Origin of the sequence: Gemmobacter aquaticus (assembly GCF_007859075.1) — a bacterium.
Lineage (GTDB): Bacteria > Pseudomonadota > Alphaproteobacteria > Rhodobacterales > Rhodobacteraceae > Gemmobacter > Gemmobacter aquaticus.
This window is the reverse complement of the sequence record NZ_VOAK01000011.1, coordinates 870,897-895,743: the sequence shown is the minus strand read 5'-3', so window position 1 is coordinate 895,743 and position 24,847 is coordinate 870,897. Positions and strand designations below refer to the sequence as shown.

The following is a 24,847-nucleotide window of genomic DNA, read 5'->3' as shown; positions in this document are numbered from 1 at the left end:
TGGCATGGCTCAGGCACTCGCACAAATCAAACCGGCTCAGGTTGCGGCCTCTGGGTCAGTGTCCGCGCGACCGCGTGCCGTCAGCCTGAATCGTCGGCAGAAAGCGGCGATCATCGTCCGTATCCTGCTGTCCGAGGGCACCCCCCTCCCCCTCGGCTCCCTTCCTGATGGCATGCAGGCCGACCTTGCGCAGCAGATGGGCGACATGCGGCTCGTTGACCGCGCCACACTCGAACAGGTCGTGTCGGAGTTTCTGGATGAACTGGGCCAGGTAGGTCTGACATTTCCGGGCGGGCTTGCCGGGGCGATCAACCTCATGGAGGGTCACATCTCGGACGCCACGGCCACGCATCTGCGCCGGATGATGCGGATGCGCGGCGACAGTGACCCGTGGGATCGTATTTCTGTCGCATCGGCTGAAGCACTGTTGCCACTGGTCACATGCGAAAGCGCAGAGGTTGCGGCGGTCCTTCTCTCGAAGCTTCCTCCGTCGACGGCTGCGGGATTGCTCAGCCAACTGCCGGGCGATCATGCCCGGCGTATCGCGCACAGCATGTCCCGGACACGCGACATAGCCCCCGCGACCGTGCGGCGGATCGGAATTGCGCTGCTGACACAACTGGATAGCACCCCCCCGCGTGCCTTCGATACCGGCCCGGCCGAGCGCGTTGGCGCCATTCTCAACGTCGCGACCGAGGGGATGCGCGCTGATATGCTGGACGGCTTGCTCGAAGCCGATGCCGCATTTGCGGCAGAGGTGCGCAGGTCAATCTTCACCTTTGCCCATATCCCCCTTCGGGTTGAGGCGCGGGATGTGCCGCGTATCCTGCGCGTGGTCGATCAGCCAACCCTTGTGGTGGCGCTCGCTGCTGCAAGTGCAGATCCCGCGCGATCGGCCACGGCCGAGTTCCTTCTTGCCAACCTTTCGCAGCGCATGGCGCAATCGCTGCGCGACGAAATCGCCGATCGCGGCAACGTCAAGGCGGCCGAGGGCGAGGCTGCAATGGCCGCCGTAGTCACGGCAATTCGCGCGCTTGAGGCGGCGGGGGAACTGGTTCTCGCGCCCTCCGAGACCGAGACCTGAGCCCACCTTGCCCTTGCCCCGGGCAAAGCCTAGGGTCCGCCCCGCAACGGAGGCGCCATGCAAGGTTCGGAAAACGGTCGCGGCATACTGCTTGTTCTGGCGTCGATCGCCATGTTCACGCTGATGGACGCTTTGGCGAAACACCTCTCGCAGGACTATCCGTCACTGCAGGTGGTTTGGGCCCGCTATGCCGGTCAGACCGTACTTGTCAGCCTGTTCTTCCTTCCGCGCATGGGCAGCGTGCTGCGAACCAATCGGCCGGGTCTGCAACTGCTCCGCTCGTTGCTTCAGTTCGGGGCGACCGCGTTCTTCTTTCTGTCGCTTGCGCATATCGGCCTTGCCGAGGCGACGGCGATCACGGATGTCAACCCGGTGCTGATCACGCTCGGCGCGGCGCTCTTTCTGGGTGAACGTCTCGGCCCGAGGCGCATCGCCGGCGTCATCATGGCGCTGATCGGGGCGATGATCATCATCCGCCCCGGCATGGGCGTCTTTCAGCCTGCTGCACTGCTGCCTCTGGCCTGCGCCACCTGTTTCGCAGGCTATGCCCTTACGACACGCTTTGTCGGCGACACCGAGGCACCGGCGACCTCGCTTATGTATTCAGCAATGTTTGGCACTATCGTCACCTCGGTCATGATGATCTGGTGGTTCGAACCAATTGCCGTTGCTGATCTCTGGGGCTTTGCGCTGATCGGGGTGATCGGGACCGCAGGGCAGTTCCTGCTGATCCGTGCCTATACGATTGCCGAAGCCGGGGCGATTGCGCCCTTTGGCTATGTCGGCATCCTCTACGCCACCATCTGGGGTATCGTCTTCTTCGACGAATGGCCCGACAGGTGGACAATTGTCGGCGCCCTTGTGATCGCAGGGGCGGGCCTCTATGTCTGGCACCGCGAAACCCGCGCCAGCCGCACCGTTTGAGAGATATGGCGAAGACACCTGAAAAGCCCCCGTTCCGACTGGACCACTGGATTCAAAATCTGGTGCTGGTGGGGCTAATCCGGGCGCTGCTTCTGCTGCCCTACACTTGGCGCGTGCCGCTGTGTGGCTGGATCATGTCGCGCGTGATCGCTCCAGTGGCCGGCTACAGCCGTCGGATCCGCGACAACCTCGCCCTGATTTTCCCAGAGATGCCCGAGGCCGAGGTGCGGCGCATGATGCGCGCGGTGCCCGACAATGTCGGCCGGACCATCATCGAGATGTATTCGGGCGAAGAGTTTCTGGAACGTGCCCGCCGCGCACCCATCCGGGGGCCTGGCCTCGAGGCGCTGGAAGAGGCCAAGGCGCAGAACCGCCCCGTCGTGCTGGTGACCGGCCATTTCGGCAGCTATGACGCCAGCCGCGCGGCCCTGAAGGCGCGCGGGTTCAAGATCGGTGGCCTTTATCGCCCGATGACCAACCGGTACTTCAACGAACATTACGTTCAGGCGATGGCCAGCATCGGCTCACCCCTCTTTGCGCGGGGCCGTCAAGGCATGGCTGGCATGGTGCGCTTCCTGCGTGAAGGCGGGATGCTGGGTATCGTGCAGGACCAGCACATGAACCTTGGCGCGACGCTGACTTTCTTTGGCCATCCGGCCAAGACCGCGCTCTCGGCCTCGGAACTCGCGCTTAAATATGACGCGCTGCTGATCCCAAGCTATGCGACGCGGCGCGAGAACGGCCTCGATTTCGACGTTCTGGTCGACGCGCCGATTCCGCACACCACCGCAGAAGAGATGTCTCAGGCCCTGAACGACCATCTTGAGGCCCATGTGCGCGAGCATCTGGACCAGTGGTTCTGGATCCACAAGCGCTGGAAGGTCTAGCGCGGGATCAATCGACCCGCGCGGCCGCGAGAATACGCCCCGGCCCGTCACGCTGCACAAGCACCACAGCAGGCTCATCGCCCTCTATCGGCAGCGACATGTCCAGTGGCTGCCCACCGTTCCAGTCCGCCACACGCTCCCATCGGGTCACGATGTTGTGATAGGTCACGGTTTTACCGGCGTTCTCGCCATGTTCGATCGTCACGGTTTTCTCGGGCTGGTAGCGCACAAGCTGCACCCGCATCGGCGCCGATGAGGCAGTACCCTCGACGCGAATGCGCAATGCGCCGCCTTCCCGCTGAACCGAAAGCGAAACATCCGAGACGACAGCCGCCTCTTTCTGGATGGCGCCCAGAATGGAGTCCGGGTCATTCCCCTCAACCCTGGACTCGCCGGCGACGATCATTTGCGGCGTATAGATCATGCGGCTGCCCGCCGCCTTGGCGTAGGCCTTTTGCCGCTGCGTGTATTGCGGCTTCGCGAACTTGTCGATCCAACCGATGTAATCCCAGTAGTCGACATGCAGTGCGAGCGGGATCAGGTTCGGGTCTTCTGTCATCTGCGCGAAAAGGTCATCCGCCGGGGGGCAGGAAGAACAGCCTTGCGAGGTATAAAGCTCGACCACAAGCGGTGTGTTCTGGGCAAGGCTCGCGACTGACGCAAGCGCCCAGACCCCGCAAGCCAGGCCAAAGGCCCTGTGCATCATCATTCCGATCCCCTTTCGATGCCTTGGTTCTACCCAAAGCGCCCGCCCCTCGCCAATCAAGGTTTTGCGAGAGCCAGGCGCGTGGCATAGCACGCAACAGACCCCATTTGGCAAGATTGGACGTACCGTTGAAATCCGTGCTGGATTTTCGGCATACAATTGCATACAAAGGCCCGGCAGATTCCCTTGCGCGATGCGCCGCAATGCGGCAAGACGCTTAAGGGGGTTCCCGCGAGCCCGAATTTCCGAGCCACAGCCAGGAGGCGACCATGACCGTCACCGTCGGACACGACAGCAGCAAAACGAGGAAAACCCTGACAGCCGGCGGTCAATCCGTCGCCTATTACTCGATCCCCGCCGCCGAGGCCGCCGGTCTGGGCGAGTTCTCCAAGCTTCCCGCCGCGCTGAAGGTGGTGCTGGAAAACATGCTGCGTTTCGAGGACGGCAAGACCGTCACCGTGGATGACATCAAGGCCTTCTCCGACTGGGGCAAGATGGGCGGCAAGAACCCGATCGAGATCGCCTACCGCCCCGCACGCGTGCTGATGCAGGACTTCACGGGCGTTCCGGCCGTGGTTGACCTTGCCGCCATGCGCGATGGCATCCTTGGCCTTGGCGGTGACGCCCAGAAGATCAACCCGCTGAACCCGGTCGATCTGGTCATCGACCACTCGGTCATGATCGATGAGTTCGGCAACCCGCGCGCCTTCCAGATGAACGTCGATCTGGAATACGAGCGCAACATGGAGCGCTATGTCTTCCTGAAATGGGGGCAAAAGGCGTTCAACAACTTCCGCGTGGTGCCGCCCGGCACCGGCATCTGCCACCAGGTGAACCTGGAATATCTGGCGCAGACCGTCTGGACCGACACCGACCAGAACGGCCAGCTCGTGGCCTATCCCGACACTCTGGTCGGCACCGACAGCCACACCACCATGGTGAACGGCCTTGCCGTTCTGGGTTGGGGCGTGGGTGGCATCGAGGCGGAAGCTGCGATGCTGGGCCAGCCCGTCTCGATGCTGATCCCCGAGGTTGTTGGCTTCAAGCTGACCGGCCGCATGGTTGAAGGCACCACCGCTACCGACCTCGTGCTGAAGGTCGTGCAGATGCTGCGCAAGCATGGCGTGGTGAACAAGTTCGTCGAATTCTACGGCGAAGGCCTTGACCACCTGCCGCTGGCCGACCGTGCCACCATCGCCAACATGGCACCGGAATATGGCGCGACCTGCGGCTTCTTCCCGATCGACGACGAGACCCTGCGCTACCTGCGCAACACCGGCCGCGAGGAATCGCGCATCGCCTTGGTCGAGGCCTATGCCAAGGAAAACGGCTTCTGGCGCGGCGCGGATTACAACCCGATCTACACCTCCACCCTGCACCTCGACATGGGTGAGATCGTCCCGGCGATCTCGGGCCCGAAACGCCCGCAGGACTATCTGCCGCTGACCGATGCGGCCCGTACCTTCTACAAGGTCGTGGCCGATTACCGCGGCATCGACATCACCACCCCGGCGGTCGAAATGGCATCGGAAGGCCCTGCCCCGGTCGCTCCGCCGACCGACCCGCGCAAATCCGTGCAGGTAGAGGGCAAGGACTACAAGGTGGGTGACGGCTCGGTCGTGATCGCGGCGATCACCTCGTGCACCAACACCTCGAACCCCTATGTGATGATGGGGGCCGGCCTCGTGGCCCGCAAGGCACGCGCGCTTGGCCTGACCCGCAAGCCCTGGGTGAAAACCTCGCTGGCACCGGGATCGCAGGTCGTGGGCGAGTACTTGCAAGCTGCTGGCCTGCAAGAGGACCTGGATGCCATCGGCTTCAACCTCGTGGGCTACGGCTGCACCACCTGTATCGGCAACTCGGGCCCGCTGGGCGATCCGGCGATCTCCAAGGCGATCAACGAGAATGACCTTGTCGCGACTGCGGTGCTTTCGGGCAACCGGAACTTCGAGGGCCGTATCAGCCCCGATGTGCGCGCGAACTTCCTCGCCTCGCCGCCGCTGGTCGTGGCCTATGCCATCGCGGGTGATCTGAACATCAACCTGACGAAAGACCCGATCGGCACCTCGAAAGACGGCAAGCCGGTCTATCTGAAAGACATCTGGCCGACCTCGAAGGAAGTGGCCGATCTGGTCGACAGCGTTGTCACGCGCGAGATGTTCCAGGCCAAATACGCCGACGTCTTCAAGGGCGACGAAAAGTGGCAGGGCGTTGAGGTGACCGACAGCCAGACCTACGACTGGCCGCCGACCTCGACCTATATCCAGAACCCGCCCTACTTCCGCGGCATGGGTAAAGAGCCGGGTGTCATCAAGGATATCGAAGGCGCCCGCGTCCTCGCGATTCTGGGTGACATGATCACCACCGACCACATCTCGCCCGCGGGTTCGTTCAAGGCGACCACCCCGGCCGGCAAGTATCTGACCGAACGTCAGGTTCCGGTGAAGGACTTCAACTCCTACGGCTCGCGTCGTGGCAACCACGAAGTCATGATGCGCGGCACCTTTGCCAATATCCGCATCAAGAACGAGATGCTGGATGGCGTTGAGGGCGGTTACACCAAAGGGCCGGATGGCGAGCAGACCTCGATCTTCGACGCTTCGATGGCCTATCAGGATCAGGGCACGCCGCTGGTGATCTTTGGTGGTATCGAATATGGCGCGGGCTCCTCGCGTGACTGGGCTGCCAAGGGCACGGCGCTTCTGGGCGTCAAGGCCGTGATCGCCGAATCGTTCGAACGTATCCACCGGTCGAACCTCGTCGGCATGGGCGTCATCCCGTTCGAGTTCACCGAAGGCATGAACCGCAAGTCGCTGGGCCTGAAGGGTGACGAAGTGGTCTCGATCGCCGGTCTGGCGGGCGATCTGAAACCGCTGAGCCTGGTGCCCTGCACCATCCAGTATGCCGATGGCAGCGTGAAGACGATCCAGATCAAGTGCCGCATCGATACGGCAATCGAGATCGAATACGTCGAGAATGGCGGCGTGTTGCACTACGTGCTGCGCGACCTCGCACGCGCCTGATCAGGCTGGGACGGAAAACGACGGGCGCCCCTTACTGGGGCGCCCGTTGTCATTTGGGCTGCTTCGGCCGCGCGTTATGTTCGCATTAAGTTCTTCCCGCGCAGAATGGCTGCACCCCAGACAGGAGTGCACAATGACCTTCCCCGATCTTCTTCCCCAAGCCGAGCTTGACCGCGCCCGCCTTTGGCCGCGGCTTCTGTTCCCACGGCGTGAACATGCGGTGGCTGCGGCCTGTATGGTCGCAGTCGTCTGGCTTTTGCAGCTGGTCTAGCCGGATTACTCGCCGCGGGCCTTGGCGATCGCCGGGCGGATCACCCGTTCAAGTTCCTGTTCGGTGATCGGCCCGGCGTGACGCAGGATGACATGGCCCTTGGCATCGATGACAAAGGTCTCAGGCACGCCATACACCCCCCACTCGATGCCCAGACGGCCGGAATCCGCACCAACAGCAGCATATGGGTTGCCAAGTTCTGCAAGGAAACCGAGCGCGTTCTCGGGTTTGTCCTTGTAGTTCACGCCAAGGATCGTCAGCCCCTCGGATTGAAGCTTGATCAGCGTCGGATGCTCGGCACGGCACGGCGCGCACCAGCTGGCCCAGAAGTTCACAAGCTTCACCTCGGGTGCCCGCACCGCCACATCGGTCAAAAGCGGAAGGTCCTGAAGGGGCTGCAACTCCAGCGTCGGCGCGGGTTTTCCTGCCAGCGTCGAGGGGATCGCGTTTACATCGCCGGGGTTCTCGGCGTTTTCGATCAGCTTGGGCAGCGCGACCGCGCCAAGGAACCCCACGATCAGCAGCAGCGGGATGAAATAGAGGATGCGACCCATCACTTGCCCCCGTTCTCGGCCCGCGCGCGGCGTGCCTCGGCCTCGGTCAATGCGCGCTTCACGCGCGCATGGCGCCAGACCGACACCCCGATCAGCACCGCCAGAATGGCAAGGGTCGCCCCATAGGAACCCAGCACAGGAACCGCGTATTTCCCCAGATCCGGCATCATTCCACCCTCTCGCGTGCCTCGATCACCGCTAGGCGGCGCAGGCGGATTTCTGTCACCGTGCGCAGCAGCACCAGCGACACGAACAGTAGAATAAACCCAGCAATACAGACGAGAAGCGGCAACCAGAAAACGTCCGAGACGTTTTCCTCCTTGTCGAGGCTGAGAGAGGCGCCCTGATGCAGACCCTGATTCCAGAAGTTCACCGCATAGCGGCTAAGCAGGGCAAAGACCGAACCGACGATGCACAGAACAGAGGTCAGGTCAGCGGCGGTATCGGGGTTCTCGACCGCCTGCCACAGCGCGATATAGCCCAGATAGAACAGCGCAAGGATCAGGAACGAGGTCAGCCGCGGATCCCAGGCCCACCAGGTGCCCCACATCGGCTGGCCCCACAACGCCCCCGTCACCAGCGCGATCAGTGTGAAAGCAAGCCCGATCGGCGCCGCCGCACGCGCGGCAAGCGCGCTGACATGATGGCGCCGGATCAGCCAGACAAGGCTTGTCACCAGCATCATCCCCCAAGCGTTGATCGCCATCATGGCCGAAGGCACATGCAGGTAGATGATCTTGACCGTCGCGCCCTGCTTGTAGTCATCCGGTGTGAAGAAGAACCCCCAGATCAGCCCCACCAGCAGGGTAAGCGCAGAAAGGGGCGCGACCACCGGCAGGATGCGCGCGGCGGTCTCGGAAAACTTCTTCGGATTGGCATATTCCCAGATCGACATTGGGCCTCGCTAAATCCTTGATGGCTGTGCGGCAAGCGTCATCTTCGCGCCTCACCGCAGGTTGATGCGCAGCGCGGCGGCGGCGGCAAATGGCAGGGCGGCGGCCGACCCCAGGGTGATTGCGGACATAAGCAGGAGTGGCGCCTCGACCGAAAGGCCTGCCGCGCCCCGCTTGACCACCTCGGCCCCAAAGATCAGCGTCGGCACGTAAAGCGGCAGCACCAGCAGGCTCAGCAGCAGCCCCCCGCGTTTCAACCCCACCGTTAGCGCCGCGCCAAAAGCCCCGATCACCGACAGTGCAGGCGTGCCGAGGAAGAGCGACAGCACCAGCCAGCCATGCCCCGTCAGCGGCAGGTTGAGAAGAACGCCCAGAAGCGGCGCGGCCAACGTCAGCGGCAGTCCGGTCACCAGCCAATGTGCCAGCGCCTTGATCGCCACCACCCCTTCCAGCGGGATGGGGGCGGTTGCGAGAAGGTCCAGCGAGCCATCCTCGAAATCCAGCGCAAAGATCCGGTCCAGCGACAGAAGGCAGGCCAGCAGCGCGCCGACCCACAGGATACCCGGCGCGATCTTTGCCAGAAGCCCACCCTCGGGCCCGACGCCAAGCGGCACAAGAACCGCCACCAGCAGGAAGAAGGCGAGACCTAGCCCGAAGCCACCGCCCGCGCGGATCGCCAGTCTCAGATCGCGAACCAGAAGGGCGATCATGCAAAGGCCTCGTCAAAGCCGTGGCCTGCAGGAATATGACGGTTGGCGCGGAAGGCCGACAGGTCAAGCACCTCGGCCTCGGGGATACCAAGGTCGATATGCGTGGCCATGACGGCCGCACCACCGCGCACCAGATGTTCCCGAACGACGCCCGCGAACAGCGCCACAGAGGCGGCATCGAGGCTGACCGTGGGCTCATCCAGCAACCAGATCGCCCGACCGCTGACCAAGAGGCGCGCAAGGCCTAGCCGACGCTTCTGCCCGGCGGACAGGTTCGCCGCCCGGCGGTCGCGCAGATCGGCAAGGTTCATCCGGGTGATGGCCTCCTCGACACCGCCCTGCCCGTTCACACTGGCCCAGAAGTGCAGGTTTTCGGTCACCGTCAGCGTGGCCTTCAACCCATCCGCATGGGCTGCATAGGCAATCCCCTCGGGCGGCAGGGTGACAGTTCCCTGCAAGGGCGGCTGCAGCCCCGCCAGCGTGCGTAGAAGCGTCGTCTTGCCAATGCCGTTCGGCCCGCGAAGCACCAGTGCCGTGCCCGAGGAAACCGACAGGTTCACCCCTTCAAGCACCGGAATGCCGCCACGCGCCACAGCCACATCGGATACGATCAGTTCCATGCGCCCTGCCTAGCCGATTGCCCGGATGGGTTCAAAGCCAAAGCGCATGCCTGCGACAAAGGCAGCATGGTCGGCGCGTCAGACCGGCAGCAGCGCCAGCGCGACTCTGCGCCCCTCGCTGAGCAGCACGTTGTAGGTGCGGCAGGCGGCGGGTGATGACATGACCTCTACGCCAAGCCCCAAGCCCTCCAGCGTGGCCCTTAGCGCGGGTGGCGCCGGTGCGATGTCGCGCCCCATGCCAAGGAAGATCACGTCGACCTTGTCGGCCAGACCTTCAAGCGCCGCCGCGTCCTCAAGTCCGCCCCAGGGGCCTGCGTCCCATGGCGTAATGATCGTGGGGCCGTGCAGGACACGGCCCCCGATGCGAAAGAACCCCGGCCCGTAGCTCTCTACGGGTTGCGCCTCGCCGTAGCTGATTTCAGTCAGGCGCATGGCGGGCCTCAGGCGTCGATGTTGGCGAATTCGTGCTCGCCCCGTTCGCGTTCCTTCTTGGGCTTGTCGCCCCGGTCAACGCCCAGCATCAGCACGATGTTCTTGGCCACATAGAGCGTCGAATATGTACCGATGATGACACCAAACAGCATGGCGAAGACGAAGCCGCGGATCACGTCGCCGCCAAAAATCAAGAGCGCGGTCAGCGCCAGAGCGGTGGTGGTCGCCGTCATGATGGTGCGCGACAGCGTTTCGTTCGTGGTCAGGTTCATCAGATCGCGCAGCGGCATCTGCTTGTACTTGGCAAGGTTTTCGCGCAGCCGGTCAAAGATCACGACGGTGTCGTTGACCGAATAGCCCAGGATGGTCAGCAGCGCCGCCACGATCGTCAGGTCAAACTTCAACTGGAAGATCGAGAACACCCCGACCGTCACCACAACGTCATGGATCAGCGCGGCCACACAGCCCACCGCGAACTGCCACTCGAACCGCAGCCAGACGTAGATCCAGATCCCCGCAGAACCGGCAAAGACCGCCAGCAGTGCCTTCATGATCAGCTCGGACGAGACCTTCGGCCCGACCGATTCCACCGAAGGGAAGGTCACACTCGGGTCAACGGTCTGCAGCGCGGTCTCGATCTGGGTAATCACCTCAGGGGTGACGGCCTCATAGCCCTCTTGCGGGGCGACGCGCAGCATCTTCACATGCTGGTCGGCACGGAACGACGGGTCGAAGACATCAGTGATCGAGACCTCGCCCAGGCCGAGGCCCTCAAGTGCCTCGCGGTAGAGCGCGATGTCGTTGTTCTGCGTGCTTTCAGCCCGGATCGTGGTGCCACCCTTGAAGTCGACACCAAAGTTCAGGCCAATCACCGCGACCGACAACAGCGACAGCACCACCGCGATCACCGAGGCGCCGAAGGTCAGCCACTGCCAGCGGAAGAAGTCGATGTTGGTCTTTTCGGGAACCAGTTTCAGACGAAATGCCATGGCCTCTTCCTCAGACGATGATGGTCTTCGGGCGACGCCACCCGAGGTAGATGTTCACGATGGCCCGCGTCACATAGACTGCAGTGAACATCGAGGTCAGGATACCGATGCCTGTGGTCACCGCAAAGCCGCGCACCGGGCCGGTGCCGACAAAGAACATGATCACGGCGGTCAGAAGGCCCGTCAGCTGCGAATCGACGATTGCCGACAGCGCTTTGCCAAAGCCTTCGTCAATCGCCGCCCCCGGTGAGCGACCGGCACGTAGTTCCTCGCGGATACGTTCATAGATCAGCACGTTGGCATCCACCGCCATGCCCATGGTCAACACGATGCCCGCGATGCCCGGCAGCGTCAGCGTCGCCCCGATCACCGAGAGGATGGCAAAGATCATGGCGATGTTCGCAGCCAGCGCCAGCACCGCAAAGACCCCGAAGAGGCCATAGCTTGCGATCATGTAAAAGGCCACAAATGCCGTCGCGACCAGCGCCGCATTCTGGCCCGCGCGGATCGAATCCGCGCCCAGTTCCGGCCCGATGGTGCGTTCTTCAAGGAAGGTCATCTCGGCCGGCAGGGCACCTGCGCGCAGAAGCACGGCGAGTTCGGTGCTCTCCTCGACCGAGAAGCTGCCGGTGATGATACCGCGCCCGCCGGGGATATGGCTCTGGATCACGGGCGCCGAAATCACCTGCCCGTCCAGCACGATGGCAAAGGGCTTGCCGATGTTGTTCGCCGTATAGTCGCCGAACTTGCGCGCACCGGTTGCGTCAAACTGGAACTCGACCGCCGGTTTGCCATTCTGGTCGAACGAGGGCTGGGCATTGGTCAGCTCGTCCCCCGAGACCACGGGGGTCTTTTCGACGACGTAGAACAGATCCGTCCGGTCCATCTCTGGCATCAGCGCCTCGCGGGCGCCAACCTGAGTGCCGGCATCTTGCGTCACGCGCACGACGGGATGGAAGGTCAGCTTTGCCGTGGTTCCGATCAGCGATTTGAGCTCGGCCGCCGATCCGATGCCCGGCACCTGGATCAGAATACGGTCGGTGCCCTGACGCTGGATCGTCGGTTCGCGCGTGCCGACTTCGTCGACACGGCGGCGGATGATTTCAAGGCTTTGCTGCACGGTGCGCTGGTCGGATGCGACACGCTCGGCCTCGGAAAGCTGGACGACAATCTCGCCGCCCTCGGCCCGCACTTCGATATCCGACGAACCCATCCCCGTCAGCGTTGTGACTGGCGTGGCAAGCGCGCGCACTTTTTCAAGCGCGACCTCAAGCCCCGCCGGATTGGAGATGGCCACCCGCAGCACACCGTCGGGAGCGGGCATCCGGCGGACGTTGCCCACCTGATCGCGCACGTCGCGCAGGGCGTCGCGCACATCGGGCCACATGCCGTCGATCCGCTGGGCGTAGACATCTGCGACCTGAACCTCGGCCAGCAGATGGGCCCCGCCCCGCAGGTCCAGCCCAAGCGGCACAATGCGCGACGGCAGCCAGTCCGGCCACAGTCCGCGGTCGGCCTCTTGCTCGGCCGTGGCCGCGCCGCCAGCCGCGTCAATCGCGGCAACGGCATCATTGTGCATCTCGACCCGGTTATAGAACAGGTTCGGCGCGGCAAAGACGATGCCAAGGGCGACCACCGCCCAGACAAGCAGGCTTTTCCAAAGCGGCGTATCGCTCATGTCGGATGTCCCGTCTTCGGCGCCCTCAGGCTGCCGGTTCCGTCTTGTTCATGACTTGCTGAACGGTGCTGCGCGGCGTCTTGGCGATGACGCCGGGCGCGATCTCCACATCGAGGATGCCATCCTCATGCACCTTCACGACCTTGGCGATCAGACCGCCCTGGGTCAGTACCTGATCACCGCGGCGCAGGGCCTCGACCATCGCGCGGTGTTCCTTCAGCTTTTTCTGCTGCGGGCGGATGATCAGGAAGTACATGATCCCGACGATCAGGATCAGCGGGATGAAGCTTCCGAAGGCTGCGGCACCACCACCAGCGGGGGCGGCCTGGGCAAAGGCGGGGGTCACGAACATGTGGCGTCCTCTGTTGAAAGCATGGGCCTTGGCCCTGCGATTGGCCGCGCACCCTAAAGCCCACGCTAGTCGAAGGCAAGGCGAAGACCGCCCGCGCCCCGATGACATGCCGGTGAGCGCACCGCGCGACCCAAGCCCCCTTTCCCCCGTCGGGCCGATGTTGCATATCAGGGGCACCATAAATTCAAGGTGATCCCATGCACGACATCCGCGCCATCCGCGAAAATCCCGATCAGTTCGATGCCGCCCTGGCACGCCGGGGTCTGTCGCCGATGTCGTCGCAGGTGCTGGCGCTGGACGAGGCCCGCCGCGCGCTGATCCATGCGGCAGAAACGGCGCAGGCGGCACAGAATGCGGCCTCAAAGCTGGTGGGTGCAGCCAAGGCCAAGGGTGACGACGCCGAGTTCGAACGCCTGCGCGCGCTGGTCGCGGACAAGAAGTCCGAGGTCGCCCGCATGAACGCCGAGGCCGATGCCAAGGACGCCGAGCTGCGAGATGTTCTGCTGCGTATCCCGAACAGCCCTTTGCCCGAGGTGCCCCAAGGCGCTGACGAGGCCGGCAACGTCGAGATCCGCCGGTGGGGAACGCCGCGCACCTTCGACTTTCAGCCGAAAGAGCACTTTGAAATCAAGGGTGTACAGCCCGGCATGGATTTCGCCACCGCCGCCAAGCTCTCGGGTGCGCGCTTTGTGGTGCTGCGTGGTGCGGTGATCCGGGTGCACCGGGCGCTGGCGCAGTTCATGCTGGATACCCATGTAAACGAGCATGGCCTGACCGAAACCTGGACCCCGGTCCTGGTCAAGGAAGAGGCGATGTATGGCACGAACCAACTGCCGAAATTCGCCGAGGACAGCTATCAGACCACGAATGGCTGGTGGCTTGTTCCGACATCAGAGGTGACGCTGACCAACACCGTGGCGGGCGACATCCTCGATGAAGCCGCCCTGCCCATTCGCATGACCGCCCACACGCAGTGCTTCCGGTCCGAGGCGGGCTCGGCGGGCAAGGACACGACCGGCATGCTGCGCCAGCACCAGTTCGAGAAGGTGGAGATGGTCTCGATTACCACGCCGGACTCCAGCCTTGCCGAGCATGAGCGCATGACCCGCTGTGCCGAGGCGATCCTTGAGAAGCTGGGCCTGCCCTATCGCACCATCGTGCTCTGCACCGGCGACATGGGGTTCGGCGCCACCAAGACGAATGACCTTGAGGTCTGGCTGCCCGGCCAGAATACCTACCGCGAGATCAGCTCGGTTTCAGTCTGCGGCGACTTCCAGGCGCGGCGCATGAACGCGCGCTACCGCCCCGCCGGTGGAAAGCCCGAGTTCGTGCATACACTGAACGGCTCAGGCCTCGCCGTCGGGCGCTGCCTGATCGCCGTGCTTGAAAACGGCCAGCAGGCCGATGGGTCGGTCGATCTTCCTGCGGTGCTTCATCCCTATCTGGGCGGCAAGACCCGCATCACCGCCGACGGCAGGCTGGAATGACAAAGGGGCCGAAAGGCCCCTTTTCTTTCAATCCATTAGGCGGCGTTCCTCAACCACCCAGAATGACCTTTACGTAGTTCTGCGTCTCTTCATAGGGCGGCACGCCATTGTGCGCCTCAACCGCCAGCGGCCCAGCGTTATAAGCGGCAAGCGCATGGCGCCAGTTGCCGAACTTGGAATACATCATCGACAGATACCGCGCCCCACCTTCCAGATTCTGGATGGGGTCATTGATATCCACGCGCAACAGCCGTGCCGTGTCGGGCATCAACTGTGCCAGCCCTGTGGCGCCCTTGGGCGAAACCGCGCCGGCGTTCCAGCCGCTTTCCTGCTGCACCAGACGCAGGAACAGATCCTCGGGCACGCCATGCTTGCGCGCGGCCGCCTTGGCGTTTTCCAGATACGCGCCCTTGTAGTTGCCGCGATAGGCCGGCAGCGAGGCATCAGTCACCTCGCCATCCTCTGGCGCATTGGGTTTCAGCCGGTTGGACCCCGAGTACTGCTTGGCCAACCGCCCATCCAGCAACGCCGCCTGCGACTTGAACAAGGTCAGACGGGACTTGCTCGAGGCTGATAGTTTAAGGCCTTCAGCCAAGGCAGGTCCGCTGACCAGACCGGCAAGAATGGCTACAAATACTGCCTTGCGACGCATGCGCCCCTCGTTCTCAATTCGGCGCAACTATAGCGATTTTTTCTGCATCCTCCAGACGCTATCGCCCATGATCCGCCTGATGGCCGCCCGACCGGCGGAATGCTGCACGGCCACTGCCGTTGAAAGCATTGACCCGCGTCGGTATAGGAGGCGGAAGGACTTCATTAACCACTCGGGGCGATGCTTGCCCCGCAACGAGAATCGGAGGGCGCCCATGGCGGGTTCAGTCAACAAGGTCATTCTGGTCGGCAACCTTGGGCGCGACCCCGAGGTGCGCAGCTTCCAGAATGGCGGCAAGGTGGTGAACCTGCGGATCGCAACCTCTGAAACCTGGCGCGACCGCAACTCGGGAGAGCGGAAAGAGCGCACCGAATGGCACTCGGTCGCGATTTTCAGCGAACCGCTGGCCAAGATCGCCGAGCAGTACCTGCGCAAGGGCAGCAAGGTCTATATCGAAGGCGCGCTCGAAACCCGCAAGTGGCAGGATCAGTCGGGCCAGGACCGCTATACGACCGAGATCGTACTGCGTCCCTATCGTGGTGAGCTTACGCTGCTTGACGGGCGCGGCGAAGGCGGTGGTGGCTCCGGTGGCGGCTATGAGGATCAGGGCGGCGGCTACGGCGGCGGCGACTACGAGGGCGGCTCGGGCGGCGGCGGACGTGGCGGCAGCTATGGCGGCGGCTCTGGTGGCCGCGGCGGCGCCGGTGGTGGCGGTCAGGGCGGCGGCTTCGGCGGCGGTCGAAGCGACATGGATGACGAGATCCCGTTCTGATCGGGAAATGACGTCGGATGCAGGCCGCGATGTCGAAGGGGCAAGGTAGCGGGCGAAGCCTTGCCGTCGATCTTTTGAAGATCGGCATGGCTGTCATGGTGGTTGGCATCCATGCCAACCCCTTTCAACCGCTTGGCCGCATCGCCAACCTGCTGACCGGCGAGGGGCTTTACCGCATCGCGGTGCCCGCGTTCTTTGTGATCAGCGGCTATTTCTTCTACAGCGCGGCGCAATCTGGGCGGGTTCTGCCCTATGTGCGCCGCACGGCCACGCTTTTCGTGCTGTGGATGCTGATCTACATCCCGATCTCGTGGCGCCACTACACCGGGTTCTGGAACATGACCGTACCCGGCTTCTGGCGCGAGCTGATCCTTGGTTACTGGCATCTGTGGTATCTGTCGGGGCTGACGCTGGCGGCCGCGCTGCTTGGGCTGATGCGGAGCTGGTCAACGGCTGCGCTGCTTGCCGTCGCGGCGGCTGCCTATGCGCTTGGAGTGGGGATCAGCTGGTCGGTGGCCTGGGGTCTTGTTGACCCTTGGGTCAGCCCGCATCTGCATCGCAACGGGCTGACGCTTGGCCTGCCCTTCCTGATTCTCGGCTATGTGATGCGACGGCACGACCTGCCCGCAAAGATCACTTGGCAGAGCGCGCTTTGGCCTGCGTTTGTCGGGGTTGCGCTGGTCTTGGCGGAATCGCTGGCGCTGGCCTTCGCCGCACCGCAGGGGGTTGGGCACGACAACCTTGTCGCGCTGGCGCTGGCGGCGCCGGCGGTTGTTCTGGTCGCGCTGACCATCCCAGGACTTTCAAACGGCCCGACGCTCGGCCTCTGGTCATCGGGGATCTACTTCACCCATATCATCCCCTGCGCCCTGCTCTTCCGCTTTCGCGAGGGGTGTGAGAGGGCCTTTGACGCAGGCACCGCTGATGCAGCCTGCAGGGCGGTGTTTTCGGTCACCACGCTGCCAACCCCGCTGATCTTTGTGCTGACACTGGCGGGGGCGCTTGCCCTGACCTGGGCGATCCTGCGAAGCGGTCTTTCGAGGCGCTTGTTGTAAGGGCGGCCTCGGCGCTGGACCTTGGCGCAATCATTCCCTATATATTCCCTCAAGAATGCCTGACGGGACACAAGATGACCGACCTTTCACCGCCGCTTGAGGGTGCGCCGCTGATCAAGCCCTCGACCACCGACCACCCGCTCTATGACAGCGTGGTCGAGGCATGCCGCACGGTGTTCGACCCTGAGATCCCGGTCAATATCTATGACCTGGGCTTGGTCTATACCGTCGAGATCAGTGACGCGGGCGAAGTGGGTATCGTGATGACGCTGACCGCGCCGGGCTGCCCCGTGGCCGGAGAGATGCCGGGTTGGGTGCAGGACGCGGTCGAGTCCATTCCCGGCGTGCAATCCGTACAGGTGCAGATGACCTTCGACCCGCCGTGGGGCATGAACATGATGTCCGACGAGGCACGGCTGGAACTTGGCTTCATGTAATAGATCGGTTGGGGGCTTGAGCCTTCACGCCGTAAAACCTATCTTTATGCCATAGCATAAGGACTATCCCATGTTCGGCATCCCCGGCAAACAAGCCGTTTCCCTGACCCCCGCCGCAGCGGCGCAAATCGCGCGGCTGATGGCCAAGCAGGGATCGCAAGGCTTGCGTATCGGCATCAAGAAGGGCGGATGCGCAGGCATGGAATACACCATGGACTATGTGTCCGAGGTGAACCCGATGGACGAGGTCGTCGAGCAGGACGGTGCCCGCGTGATGATCGCGCCTATGGCCCAGATGTTCCTGTTCGGCACCGAGATCGACTATCACGTCTCTGCGCTTGAAGCCTCGTTCCGCTTCAACAATCCAAACGTGGCCGAGGCCTGCGGCTGCGGCGAGTCGATCAAGTTCAAGGACCAGCCCGCCGCCTGACAGCGCGGAACTTCGGGGCGCAAGTTCAACATGTGCCCCGCTCCCCCCTTTTCCGCTGCGTCAGCACCTGCCATAAGTCCACCGACAACAGGAGGATGAGATGCGCAAGCTTGCTGCAGGCAACTGGAAAATGAACGGAACCGCATCGTCGCTGGCTGAGGTAGACGCGCTGCTGTCGGCTTTTCCGGATCCGGGATGCGAGATGCTGCTGTGCCCGCCCGCCACGCTGATTGCGCGCATGGCGGATCGGGTGAGCGGGCGCCCCTTGCTGGTCGGTGGTCAGGATTGCCACTTCAAAGCCTCGGGCGCGCATACGGGCGATGTCTCGGCGGCGATGCTCAAGGACGCGGGCGCAACCCATGTGATCCTTGGCCACAGCGAGCGGCGCGCCGATCACGGCGAGTCCGATGCGCTGATCTGCAGCAAGACCCAGGCCGCAATTGCCGAGGGTCTGGTCGCCATCGTCTGCGTTGGCGAGACCGAGGCGCAACGCGATGCCGGTCGTACGCTGGCCGTGGTGGGCGAACAACTCAAAGGCTCGGTTCCTGCGGATGCGCCGATGACGCAACTGGTCATCGCCTATGAGCCTGTCTGGGCGATCGGGACCGGACGCACGCCGACGCTGGAGGAAATCGCCGAGGTGCATGCCTTCATGCGCGCGGAGCTGACGACACGCTTCGGTGCCGATGCTGCCGGGGTCCGGCTGCTCTATGGCGGGTCGGTCAAACCCTCCAACGCGACCGAGATCTTTGCCGTCAAGGATGTGGATGGGGCGCTGGTCGGCGGGGCGAGCCTGAAGGCTGCGGATTTCGGCGCAATTGTCGCGGCCCTCGCCGCTGCCTGAGACCTGGGCGACACGATCCGTCGCTTCCGGCACAGCGCCGGGGGCGATGGGGCTGCAGATTGCCCGGATTGCCCCGTTGCGGAAGGTCCCGCCCCACGTGTCCCCGATCAAGGCCAACCTGCTTTGCCTTCTGTCGATGCTGGCCTGGGCAGCGGGCCTGCCGGCGGCTGAATATCTGATCGATGCAATACCGCCCCTGCCCCTGACCGCCCTGCGCATGGTGCTGGCGGCAGCACTGCTGCTGCCACTGTGGTGGTGGCAGGAAGGGGCCGGAACAATCCGGCGCGCGCCATGGGTGCGAGGTATCCTGATCGGCTGGCTGATGCTGGGGATGGCGGGAATTCTGCTCGTGGTCGCACAAGCCCATAGTGATCCGGTGACGGTAGCCATAGTTTCGGCCGCAATGCCAGTGATGGGCATCACGCTCGAGTGCATGACGACCGGACGACGCGTCACGCTGTTTCTGATCTTCGGCCTGGTCCTGTCGATCGCCGGGGGTGTTCTGGCCTATGCCGAGTCGATGGGCGGGTTCCAGTTCGGGATCGGCGCGCTGGCCGCACTTGGGCTGATCGCCTGCTATACGCTGGGTTCGCATCTGACGATCACGGGCCTGCCGGGAATGACACCCCTGGGGCGTTGCACGCTGACGCTGGCCGGCGCGGCGATTGCCACGACGCTCGTCGCCGCTGGCGGCGCAATCCTCGGCGCGCCATCCGTTGACTGGCCCGCCCTTGGCCTGCGCGAAGGCGTGGCACTTCTGGTCTTTGCCCTCTTCGGCGTCACGCTGGCGCAGCTTTTCTGGATCAGCGCCATCGGAAATCTGGGGATCGGGCTTGCCTCGCTGCACATGAACGCCGCCCCCTTCTACGTGATGGTTTTCATGGTCGCCCTTGGCGCGCCATGGAACTGGATACAGGCGGCAGGCGCCGCTATCGTCGCGGCCGGTGTTATGGTGGCACAGATCCAGCCGGCAAAACCCTCTTTGCGAATGAACTGAACCCCATGCTGACACTGTCCCAATCGCCGACCGATCCCGCCTTTGTGCAGAACCCCTACCCCTTTTACGAACGCGCCCGCGCCGCGGGTCCGTTCTTCCTTTGGGCAGACTATGGCCGCCTTTCAACGGGTAATCATGCGGCGGTCAGCGCCATTTTCCGCGATCGCCGCTTTGGTCGCGAAGTGCCGGTCGAAAAGCGTGCGCCCGTGCCCGATCACCTGCGCCCGTTCTACGCGGTTGAGGCACATTCCATGCTGGAGCTGGAGCCACCGCGCCATACCCGTCTGCGCAGCCTGGTACTGCGCGCCTTCACCTCGCGGCGCATCGCCGCGCTGCAACCCGAGATCGCCCAGCTTTGCCATGATCTGATCGATGCCCTCCCCGATGGCGAATTCGACCTGCTTGGCCTATTCGGCCAGCGCCTGCCCGTGATCGTGATTGCCCGCCTGCTGGGCGTGCCCGAGGACATGGGAGATGATCTGTTGCGCTGGTCGAATGCCATGGTCGGCATGTATCAGGCCGGGCGCGACCGGGCGCGGGAGGATGCAGCGGTGGCGGCGACCGAGGCGTTCGTGGCCTTCATGCGCTCTTATGTCGATCAGCGGCGCAAGACGCCAAGTGATGACTTGATCACCGCGCTGATTCAGGCCGAGCAAGAGGGTGAGAAGCTCTCGACCGATGAGCTGATCACCACCTGCATCCTTCTGCTGAATGCCGGGCATGAGGCGACGGTGCACAGCATCGGCAACGGCGTGAAGTGCCTGCTGGAGAACCGTACGCCAGTTAGCGCCCTTGGCCCTGATGCGATCGAGGGCACGGTCGAAGAAATCCTGCGCCTCGACCCGCCGCTGCATATCTTTACCCGCTGGGCCTATGAAGATGTCGAAGTGATGGGCACCCCCATTCCCAAGGGGTCAGAGGTTCAGTTGCTGCTTGCCGCGGCGAACCGCGATCCCGGCGTCTGGGAAGACCCGGCGCGCTTCAGCCCCGCGCGCCCGATCAAGCCCAATACAAGCTTCGGCGCAGGCATCCACTTCTGCGTCGGCGCGCCGCTGGCACGGCTGGAGTTGCAGACGGCGCTGCCGATCCTGTTTGACCGACTGCCGGGGCTGCGGCTGGCGGCAGCGCCGGTATACGGAAATGTCTATCATTTCCATGGACTTGAGAGGCTTATGGTGGCGCGGGACTGAAAGGATGGAGGGGGCTGTCTGCCCCCTCTTGCCTGCGGCAATTCACCCCCGAGGATATTTAGGAAAAGAAGAAGCAGCTAGAGAGGCAGGGCCGTCGTCGACTTGATCTCTTCCATGCTCAGAAGGGCCGTGACGTTGTGGATCTTCACCTGGCTGATCAGCGACTGGTAGAAGGTGTCATAGGCGCGGGCGTTCTTGACGCGAACCTTCAGGATATAGTCGATCTCGCCGGCGAGACGATGCGCCTCAAGCACCTCAGGGCGCTCACGCAGGGCTTGCAGGAAGCGGCGCTGCCAATCCGTCTCATGCTCACTGGTGCGGATCAGGACGAAGAAACAGGCCTCGAACCCAAGCGCCTCGGGGTCCAGAAGCGCGGTCTGGCGGGTGATGACGCCCGCGTCCTTCATCCGCTTGATGCGGTTCCAGACCGGGGTCTTGCTTGATCCGACTTTCCGTGCGATTTCGTCCAGTGATTGCCCCGAGTCCTCCTGAAGTTCTGCAAGGATTTTCCTATCCATCTCGTCAAGCCGGGCCGACATTCTGCTTTGCTCCAAGTATTGGGAACGAGGTTCCATCTGGCCGCCATATTGGAACGGATTTCCTTATCTGCAAGAGCATCTGGCACGAATCCGGGAAAATCTTCTATATACATAACCAGAAACATCTACCCGAACCCGACCGGAGTTTTCCGATGGCACGCTTCACGCCCAAAGTCGTCACCGCCAATGCCCTGCTTGAGGGCGATGTGGTCTATCTGACGGCCGATGACCGCTGGACCCGCCGCCATGAAGACGCCGAGCTGATCGAGGACGAGGCCCACGCACAGTTGCGTCTGCTGCACGCGATGTCGCAAGGGAATGTCGTTGTCGGCGCCTATCTGGCGGATGCCAAGGCGGGCGAGAACGGCCCCGAGCCCACCCATTTCCGCGAAGTGTTCCGCACCCGCGGCCCCTCCAACTACCTTCACGGCAAACAGGCCGAGCTGAACTGACTACGCAGGCAGGATCCGACGCATGTACAGCTATTCCGAATTCGACGAAGCCTTCGTGCGCGCCCGTGTCGCGCAGTTCAGCCAGCAAGTGGAACGCCGCATCGACGGCAGCCTGACCGAAGACGAGTTCCGCCCGCTGCGCCTGATGAACGGGCTCTATCTGCAGCTGCATGCCTATATGCTGCGCGTGGCCATTCCCTATGGCACGCTGAACCCGCGCCAGATGCGCCAACTGGCCCATATCGCCCAGACCTGGGACAAGGGCTATGGCCACTTCACAACGCGCCAGAACATCCAGTTCAACTGGCCCAAGCTGCCCGACGTGCCGGCGATTCTGACCGCGCTGGCGGATGTGGGGATGCACGCCATCCAGACCAGCGGCAATTGCGTGAGGAACGTCACCTCTGACCACTTCGCCGGCGCTGCCGCGGATGAGGTCGAGGACCCGCGCCCCTATGCCGAGCTGCTGCGCCAGTGGTCGACCGACCACCCGGAATTCCAGTTCCTGCCACGCAAGTTCAAGATCGCCGTCACCGGTGCGGAACATGACCGCGCCGTGATCAAGGCGCATGACATCGGACTGCGCGTGCTTAAGAATGAACAGGGCGAGACCGGTTTTGAGGTGATCGTGGGCGGTGGCCTGGGCCGCACCCCGATGATCGGGATGACCGTGCGGGAGTTCCTACCGGTCAATGACCTGCTGCCTTATGTCGAGGCCGTGCTCAGCGTCTACAACACGTTGGGACGTCGCGACAACAAGTACAAGGCCCGCATCAAGATCACCCTGCACGAGACCGGCAAGGAAGAGATCACGCGCTTGATCGAGGCGCGCTTTGCCGAGCTGCGTCCGCTGTTCGGTGGCGCCGACCAGAACCTGCTGGCCGAGATCAAGGCAGCCTTCGCGCCGCCCGCCTTCCGCAATGCGCCGGTCGATGCCTATGACGCTTTCTACAAGGCCGACCCCGTGTTCCGGGCCTGGGCTGACACGAACCTCGCGCAGCACCGCAACGATCAATATGCGATCGTCACGATCAGCCTGAAGAAGCATGGCGAGACGCCCGGCGACGCCACCGCCGACCAGATGCGCCTGATGGCGGATCTGGCCGAGCAATACGGCCATTCCGAACTGCGCATCAGCCATGAGCAGAACGTCATCCTGCCGCATGTCCACAAGGGCGACCTGCCCGCGATCCACGCGGCGCTGGTGAAGGCGGGTCTGGGCACCGCGAACGTCGGACTCATCTCGGACATCATCGCCTGCCCCGGCATGGACTATTGCGCGCTGGCGACGGCCCGCTCGATACCCGTGGCGCAAGAGATTGCGATGCGGTTCGAAGAGCTGAAGCTTGAACACGACATCGGTCCGCTCAAGATCAAGATCTCGGGCTGCATCAACGCCTGCGGGCATCACCATGTGGGCCATATCGGCATCCTCGGGCTGGACCGCGCAGGGGTCGAGAACTACCAGATCACGCTGGGCGGCGACGGTTCGGAAACGGCGGTCGTTGGTGAGCGCGCCGGCCCCGGCTTTGCCTATGACGAAATCGTGCCCGCGATCGAACGGATCGTGCGCGCCTATCTTGAACAGCGCGAAGGACCGCAGGAAACCTTCCTGCAAGCCTATCGTCGCCTCGGCCTTGGCCCGTTCAAAGAGGCGCTTTATCCGGCGGAAGGAACCAAGGATGCCGCGTGACACATCGCATGGCCCCCTCGGCTCGGTCGCCGAGCGGGTCGCCGCGCTGAACGCCCGCTACCGCCATCACGGCGCGACTGCGGTGCTGGAGCATGCGCTGCACGATCCCGACCTTGGCAAGGTGGCACTGGTGTCATCCTTCGGGGCGGAATCGGTGGTGCTGTTGCATCTGGTTTCGGTCATCGCGCCGGAAACCCCGGTGCTGTTCGTCGATACCCGGATGCTGTTCAAGGAGACGCTGGATTATCAGCGTGAGCTGGCCGAAAAGCTGGCGCTCTGCGACATCCGCACCATCCGCGCGCATCCGAAGAAGGTTGAGTTCGACGATCCTGACGGAACGCTGCACCAGTTCAACACCGACGCCTGCTGCGCCATCCGCAAGGTTGAGCCGCTGGAGCGTGCGCTCAAGGACTTTGAGGGCTGGATCACCGGGCGCAAGCGCTATCAAGGCGCCACGCGCGAGACGGTGGACTTCTTTGAAGCCGAGGGCGATTTCCGCATCAAGGTGAACCCGCTGGCCCATTGGGGTCGCGAGGACCTTGAGGAGTACATGGTCGAGAACCGCCTGCCCCGGCATCCGCTGGTGGCAAAGGGCTATCCCTCGATCGGTTGCGCCCCCTGCACCAGCCCCGTGAAGCCTGGCGAGGACCCGCGGGCGGGCCGTTGGCGCGGGTCGAACAAGACCGAATGCGGCATCCATTTCATCAACGGCAAGGCCGTGCGCGGCCCCGTCTCGACCGAGGAGAACGCGGCATGAGCGTGATCGTCACCGATACCGGCTTCACCCCCGTGGCCGACACCACCAACCCCGGCCTTGCCGATCTGGGCAGCGGCACCGCGCTCGACATGGCGCATACCGATGACCCGGCGCTGCTGGAGCCGGTCATCGCGCAGCTGACGCTGATCCGCGTGACCTTCCCTGCCTTCAACGACGGCCGCGCCTTCACCATCGGTCGCCGTCTGCGCATGCTGGGGTACACCGGAGAGCTGCGCGCCTATGGTCCGGTGATTGCCGACCAATATGCGATGGCCCGCCGCGTCGGCTTTGACGCGGTGGAGATCCCCGACACGCTCGCCGAACGCCAGCCCGAAGACCAATGGAAATTCCGCGCCAACTGGAAGGCCCATGACTATCAGTCGCGCCTGCGCGCCTGATTTCCGGCTTCCCCTCTGCCT

The 24,847-nt window shown here is 63.5% G+C and carries 29 protein-coding genes; 17 read left to right on the top strand and 12 right to left on the bottom strand.

Annotated elements, in window-relative coordinates:
• The first annotated feature begins 4 nt into the window (after positions 1-4).
• Genes FQU74_RS06545 through FQU74_RS06535 form a run of 3 tightly spaced genes read left to right on the top strand, consistent with a single transcriptional unit; the run spans position 5 to position 2,895 of the window.
• Entirely contained in the window at positions 5-1,084 is a 1,080-nt protein-coding gene (locus FQU74_RS06545; RefSeq protein ID WP_146285601.1) for a FliG C-terminal domain-containing protein, read from the top strand.
• Positions 1,085-1,141: 57 nt separating this feature from the next.
• Complete coding sequence (locus FQU74_RS06540) at positions 1,142-2,008, top strand: DMT family transporter (RefSeq protein ID WP_146285600.1); 867 nt, start codon at positions 1,142-1,144, stop codon at positions 2,006-2,008.
• 5 nt (positions 2,009-2,013) lie between these two features.
• Positions 2,014-2,895 carry a lysophospholipid acyltransferase family protein gene (locus FQU74_RS06535; protein WP_146285599.1) on the top strand — a complete coding sequence of 294 codons (882 nt, stop codon included), beginning with the start codon at positions 2,014-2,016 and terminating at the stop codon, positions 2,893-2,895.
• Between the two features lie 7 nt (positions 2,896-2,902).
• On the opposite strand, the gene FQU74_RS06530 is transcribed toward FQU74_RS06535, so the two are convergent.
• Positions 2,903-3,604: a DUF1223 domain-containing protein gene (locus FQU74_RS06530; protein WP_373288982.1), complete on the bottom strand. Its 702-nt coding sequence runs from the start codon at positions 3,602-3,604 to the stop codon at positions 2,903-2,905.
• Between the two features lie 266 nt (positions 3,605-3,870).
• Between FQU74_RS06530 and acnA the strand changes: the two genes are divergently transcribed.
• Together acnA and FQU74_RS19270 are read left to right on the top strand one after the other, a co-directional pair.
• Positions 3,871-6,624 carry an aconitate hydratase AcnA gene (gene acnA, locus FQU74_RS06525; RefSeq protein ID WP_146285598.1) on the top strand — a complete coding sequence of 918 codons (2,754 nt, stop codon included), beginning with the start codon at positions 3,871-3,873 and terminating at the stop codon, positions 6,622-6,624.
• Between the two features lie 133 nt (positions 6,625-6,757).
• The gene (locus FQU74_RS19270) at positions 6,758-6,895 is read left to right on the top strand and encodes a hypothetical protein (protein WP_158635548.1); all 138 of its coding nucleotides are present in this window, start codon (positions 6,758-6,760) and stop codon (positions 6,893-6,895) included.
• 5 nt (positions 6,896-6,900) lie between these two features.
• On the opposite strand, the gene FQU74_RS06520 is transcribed toward FQU74_RS19270, so the two are convergent.
• The 9 genes from FQU74_RS06520 to yajC form a co-directional block, all read right to left on the bottom strand.
• Complete coding sequence (locus FQU74_RS06520; protein WP_146285597.1) at positions 6,901-7,449, bottom strand: DsbE family thiol:disulfide interchange protein; 549 nt, start codon at positions 7,447-7,449, stop codon at positions 6,901-6,903.
• The gene (gene ccmD, locus FQU74_RS06515) at positions 7,449-7,619 is read right to left on the bottom strand and encodes a heme exporter protein CcmD (protein WP_146285596.1); all 171 of its coding nucleotides are present in this window, start codon (positions 7,617-7,619) and stop codon (positions 7,449-7,451) included. The genes FQU74_RS06520 and ccmD overlap by 1 nt, the downstream gene beginning before the upstream one ends.
• Entirely contained in the window at positions 7,616-8,344 is a 729-nt protein-coding gene (locus FQU74_RS06510; protein WP_146285595.1) for a heme ABC transporter permease, read from the bottom strand. Before FQU74_RS06510 ends, ccmD begins: the two co-directional genes overlap by 4 nt.
• Before the next feature lie 51 nt (positions 8,345-8,395).
• Entirely contained in the window at positions 8,396-9,052 is a 657-nt protein-coding gene (ccmB, locus tag FQU74_RS06505; RefSeq protein ID WP_146285594.1) for a heme exporter protein CcmB, read from the bottom strand.
• A complete protein-coding gene (ccmA, locus tag FQU74_RS06500) occupies positions 9,049-9,672 on the bottom strand; it encodes a heme ABC exporter ATP-binding protein CcmA (RefSeq protein ID WP_146285593.1) in 624 nt (207 codons plus the stop codon). Before ccmA ends, ccmB begins: the two co-directional genes overlap by 4 nt.
• A gap of 78 nt (positions 9,673-9,750) precedes the next feature.
• Positions 9,751-10,104, bottom strand: coding sequence for an Mth938-like domain-containing protein (locus FQU74_RS06495; protein WP_146285592.1), 354 nt, complete (start codon positions 10,102-10,104; stop codon positions 9,751-9,753).
• A gap of 8 nt (positions 10,105-10,112) precedes the next feature.
• Positions 10,113-11,093, bottom strand: a complete 981-nt coding sequence (gene secF, locus FQU74_RS06490) for a protein translocase subunit SecF (RefSeq protein WP_146285591.1) — start codon at positions 11,091-11,093, stop codon at positions 10,113-10,115.
• A gap of 10 nt (positions 11,094-11,103) precedes the next feature.
• Positions 11,104-12,771 carry a protein translocase subunit SecD gene (secD, locus tag FQU74_RS06485; protein WP_146285590.1) on the bottom strand — a complete coding sequence of 556 codons (1,668 nt, stop codon included), beginning with the start codon at positions 12,769-12,771 and terminating at the stop codon, positions 11,104-11,106.
• Positions 12,772-12,796: 25 nt separating this feature from the next.
• The gene (gene yajC, locus FQU74_RS06480) at positions 12,797-13,123 is read right to left on the bottom strand and encodes a preprotein translocase subunit YajC (RefSeq protein WP_146285589.1); all 327 of its coding nucleotides are present in this window, start codon (positions 13,121-13,123) and stop codon (positions 12,797-12,799) included.
• 197 nt (positions 13,124-13,320) lie between these two features.
• On the opposite strand from yajC, the gene serS reads away from it, so the two are divergent.
• The gene (gene serS, locus FQU74_RS06475; RefSeq protein ID WP_146285588.1) at positions 13,321-14,610 is read left to right on the top strand and encodes a serine--tRNA ligase; all 1,290 of its coding nucleotides are present in this window, start codon (positions 13,321-13,323) and stop codon (positions 14,608-14,610) included.
• Between the two features lie 49 nt (positions 14,611-14,659).
• On the opposite strand, the gene FQU74_RS06470 is transcribed toward serS, so the two are convergent.
• Entirely contained in the window at positions 14,660-15,262 is a 603-nt protein-coding gene (locus tag FQU74_RS06470; protein ID WP_146285587.1) for a lytic transglycosylase domain-containing protein, read from the bottom strand.
• A gap of 214 nt (positions 15,263-15,476) precedes the next feature.
• Here FQU74_RS06470 and ssb point away from each other — a divergent pair, with 214 nt between their 5' ends.
• From ssb to FQU74_RS06435, 7 genes are all read left to right on the top strand, one after another.
• Positions 15,477-16,034: a single-stranded DNA-binding protein gene (gene ssb / locus FQU74_RS06465; protein WP_146285586.1), complete on the top strand. Its 558-nt coding sequence runs from the start codon at positions 15,477-15,479 to the stop codon at positions 16,032-16,034.
• Between the two features lie 29 nt (positions 16,035-16,063).
• The gene (locus tag FQU74_RS06460; RefSeq protein ID WP_158635547.1) at positions 16,064-17,089 is read left to right on the top strand and encodes an acyltransferase family protein; all 1,026 of its coding nucleotides are present in this window, start codon (positions 16,064-16,066) and stop codon (positions 17,087-17,089) included.
• A 74-nt stretch (positions 17,090-17,163) separates the two neighbouring features.
• Positions 17,164-17,526 carry an SUF system Fe-S cluster assembly protein gene (locus FQU74_RS06455; RefSeq protein ID WP_146285584.1) on the top strand — a complete coding sequence of 121 codons (363 nt, stop codon included), beginning with the start codon at positions 17,164-17,166 and terminating at the stop codon, positions 17,524-17,526.
• Positions 17,527-17,596: 70 nt separating this feature from the next.
• Positions 17,597-17,956: a HesB/IscA family protein gene (locus FQU74_RS06450; RefSeq protein WP_146285583.1), complete on the top strand. Its 360-nt coding sequence runs from the start codon at positions 17,597-17,599 to the stop codon at positions 17,954-17,956.
• Between the two features lie 100 nt (positions 17,957-18,056).
• Complete coding sequence (gene tpiA / locus FQU74_RS06445; RefSeq protein ID WP_146285582.1) at positions 18,057-18,800, top strand: triose-phosphate isomerase; 744 nt, start codon at positions 18,057-18,059, stop codon at positions 18,798-18,800.
• 97 nt (positions 18,801-18,897) lie between these two features.
• Positions 18,898-19,797, top strand: a complete 900-nt coding sequence (locus FQU74_RS06440) for a DMT family transporter (RefSeq protein ID WP_158635546.1) — start codon at positions 18,898-18,900, stop codon at positions 19,795-19,797.
• A 5-nt stretch (positions 19,798-19,802) separates the two neighbouring features.
• The gene (locus tag FQU74_RS06435; RefSeq protein ID WP_146285580.1) at positions 19,803-20,987 is read left to right on the top strand and encodes a cytochrome P450; all 1,185 of its coding nucleotides are present in this window, start codon (positions 19,803-19,805) and stop codon (positions 20,985-20,987) included.
• Between the two features lie 77 nt (positions 20,988-21,064).
• Here FQU74_RS06435 and FQU74_RS06430 read toward each other — a convergent pair whose 3' ends face one another.
• Positions 21,065-21,526, bottom strand: a complete 462-nt coding sequence (locus FQU74_RS06430; protein WP_146285579.1) for an Lrp/AsnC family transcriptional regulator — start codon at positions 21,524-21,526, stop codon at positions 21,065-21,067.
• A 152-nt stretch (positions 21,527-21,678) separates the two neighbouring features.
• Here FQU74_RS06430 and FQU74_RS06425 point away from each other — a divergent pair, with 152 nt between their 5' ends.
• The 4 genes from FQU74_RS06425 to FQU74_RS06410 are packed head-to-tail and all read left to right on the top strand — an operon-like array spanning position 21,679 to position 24,826.
• Positions 21,679-21,978: a DUF2849 domain-containing protein gene (locus FQU74_RS06425; protein WP_146285578.1), complete on the top strand. Its 300-nt coding sequence runs from the start codon at positions 21,679-21,681 to the stop codon at positions 21,976-21,978.
• A gap of 22 nt (positions 21,979-22,000) precedes the next feature.
• A complete protein-coding gene (locus FQU74_RS06420; RefSeq protein ID WP_146285577.1) occupies positions 22,001-23,671 on the top strand; it encodes a nitrite/sulfite reductase in 1,671 nt (556 codons plus the stop codon).
• Entirely contained in the window at positions 23,661-24,428 is a 768-nt protein-coding gene (locus tag FQU74_RS06415; RefSeq protein WP_146285576.1) for a phosphoadenylyl-sulfate reductase, read from the top strand. Before FQU74_RS06420 ends, FQU74_RS06415 begins: the two co-directional genes overlap by 11 nt.
• The gene (locus tag FQU74_RS06410; RefSeq protein WP_146285575.1) at positions 24,425-24,826 is read left to right on the top strand and encodes a DUF934 domain-containing protein; all 402 of its coding nucleotides are present in this window, start codon (positions 24,425-24,427) and stop codon (positions 24,824-24,826) included. The genes FQU74_RS06415 and FQU74_RS06410 overlap by 4 nt, the downstream gene beginning before the upstream one ends.
• The last annotated feature ends 21 nt before the right edge of the window (positions 24,827-24,847 follow it).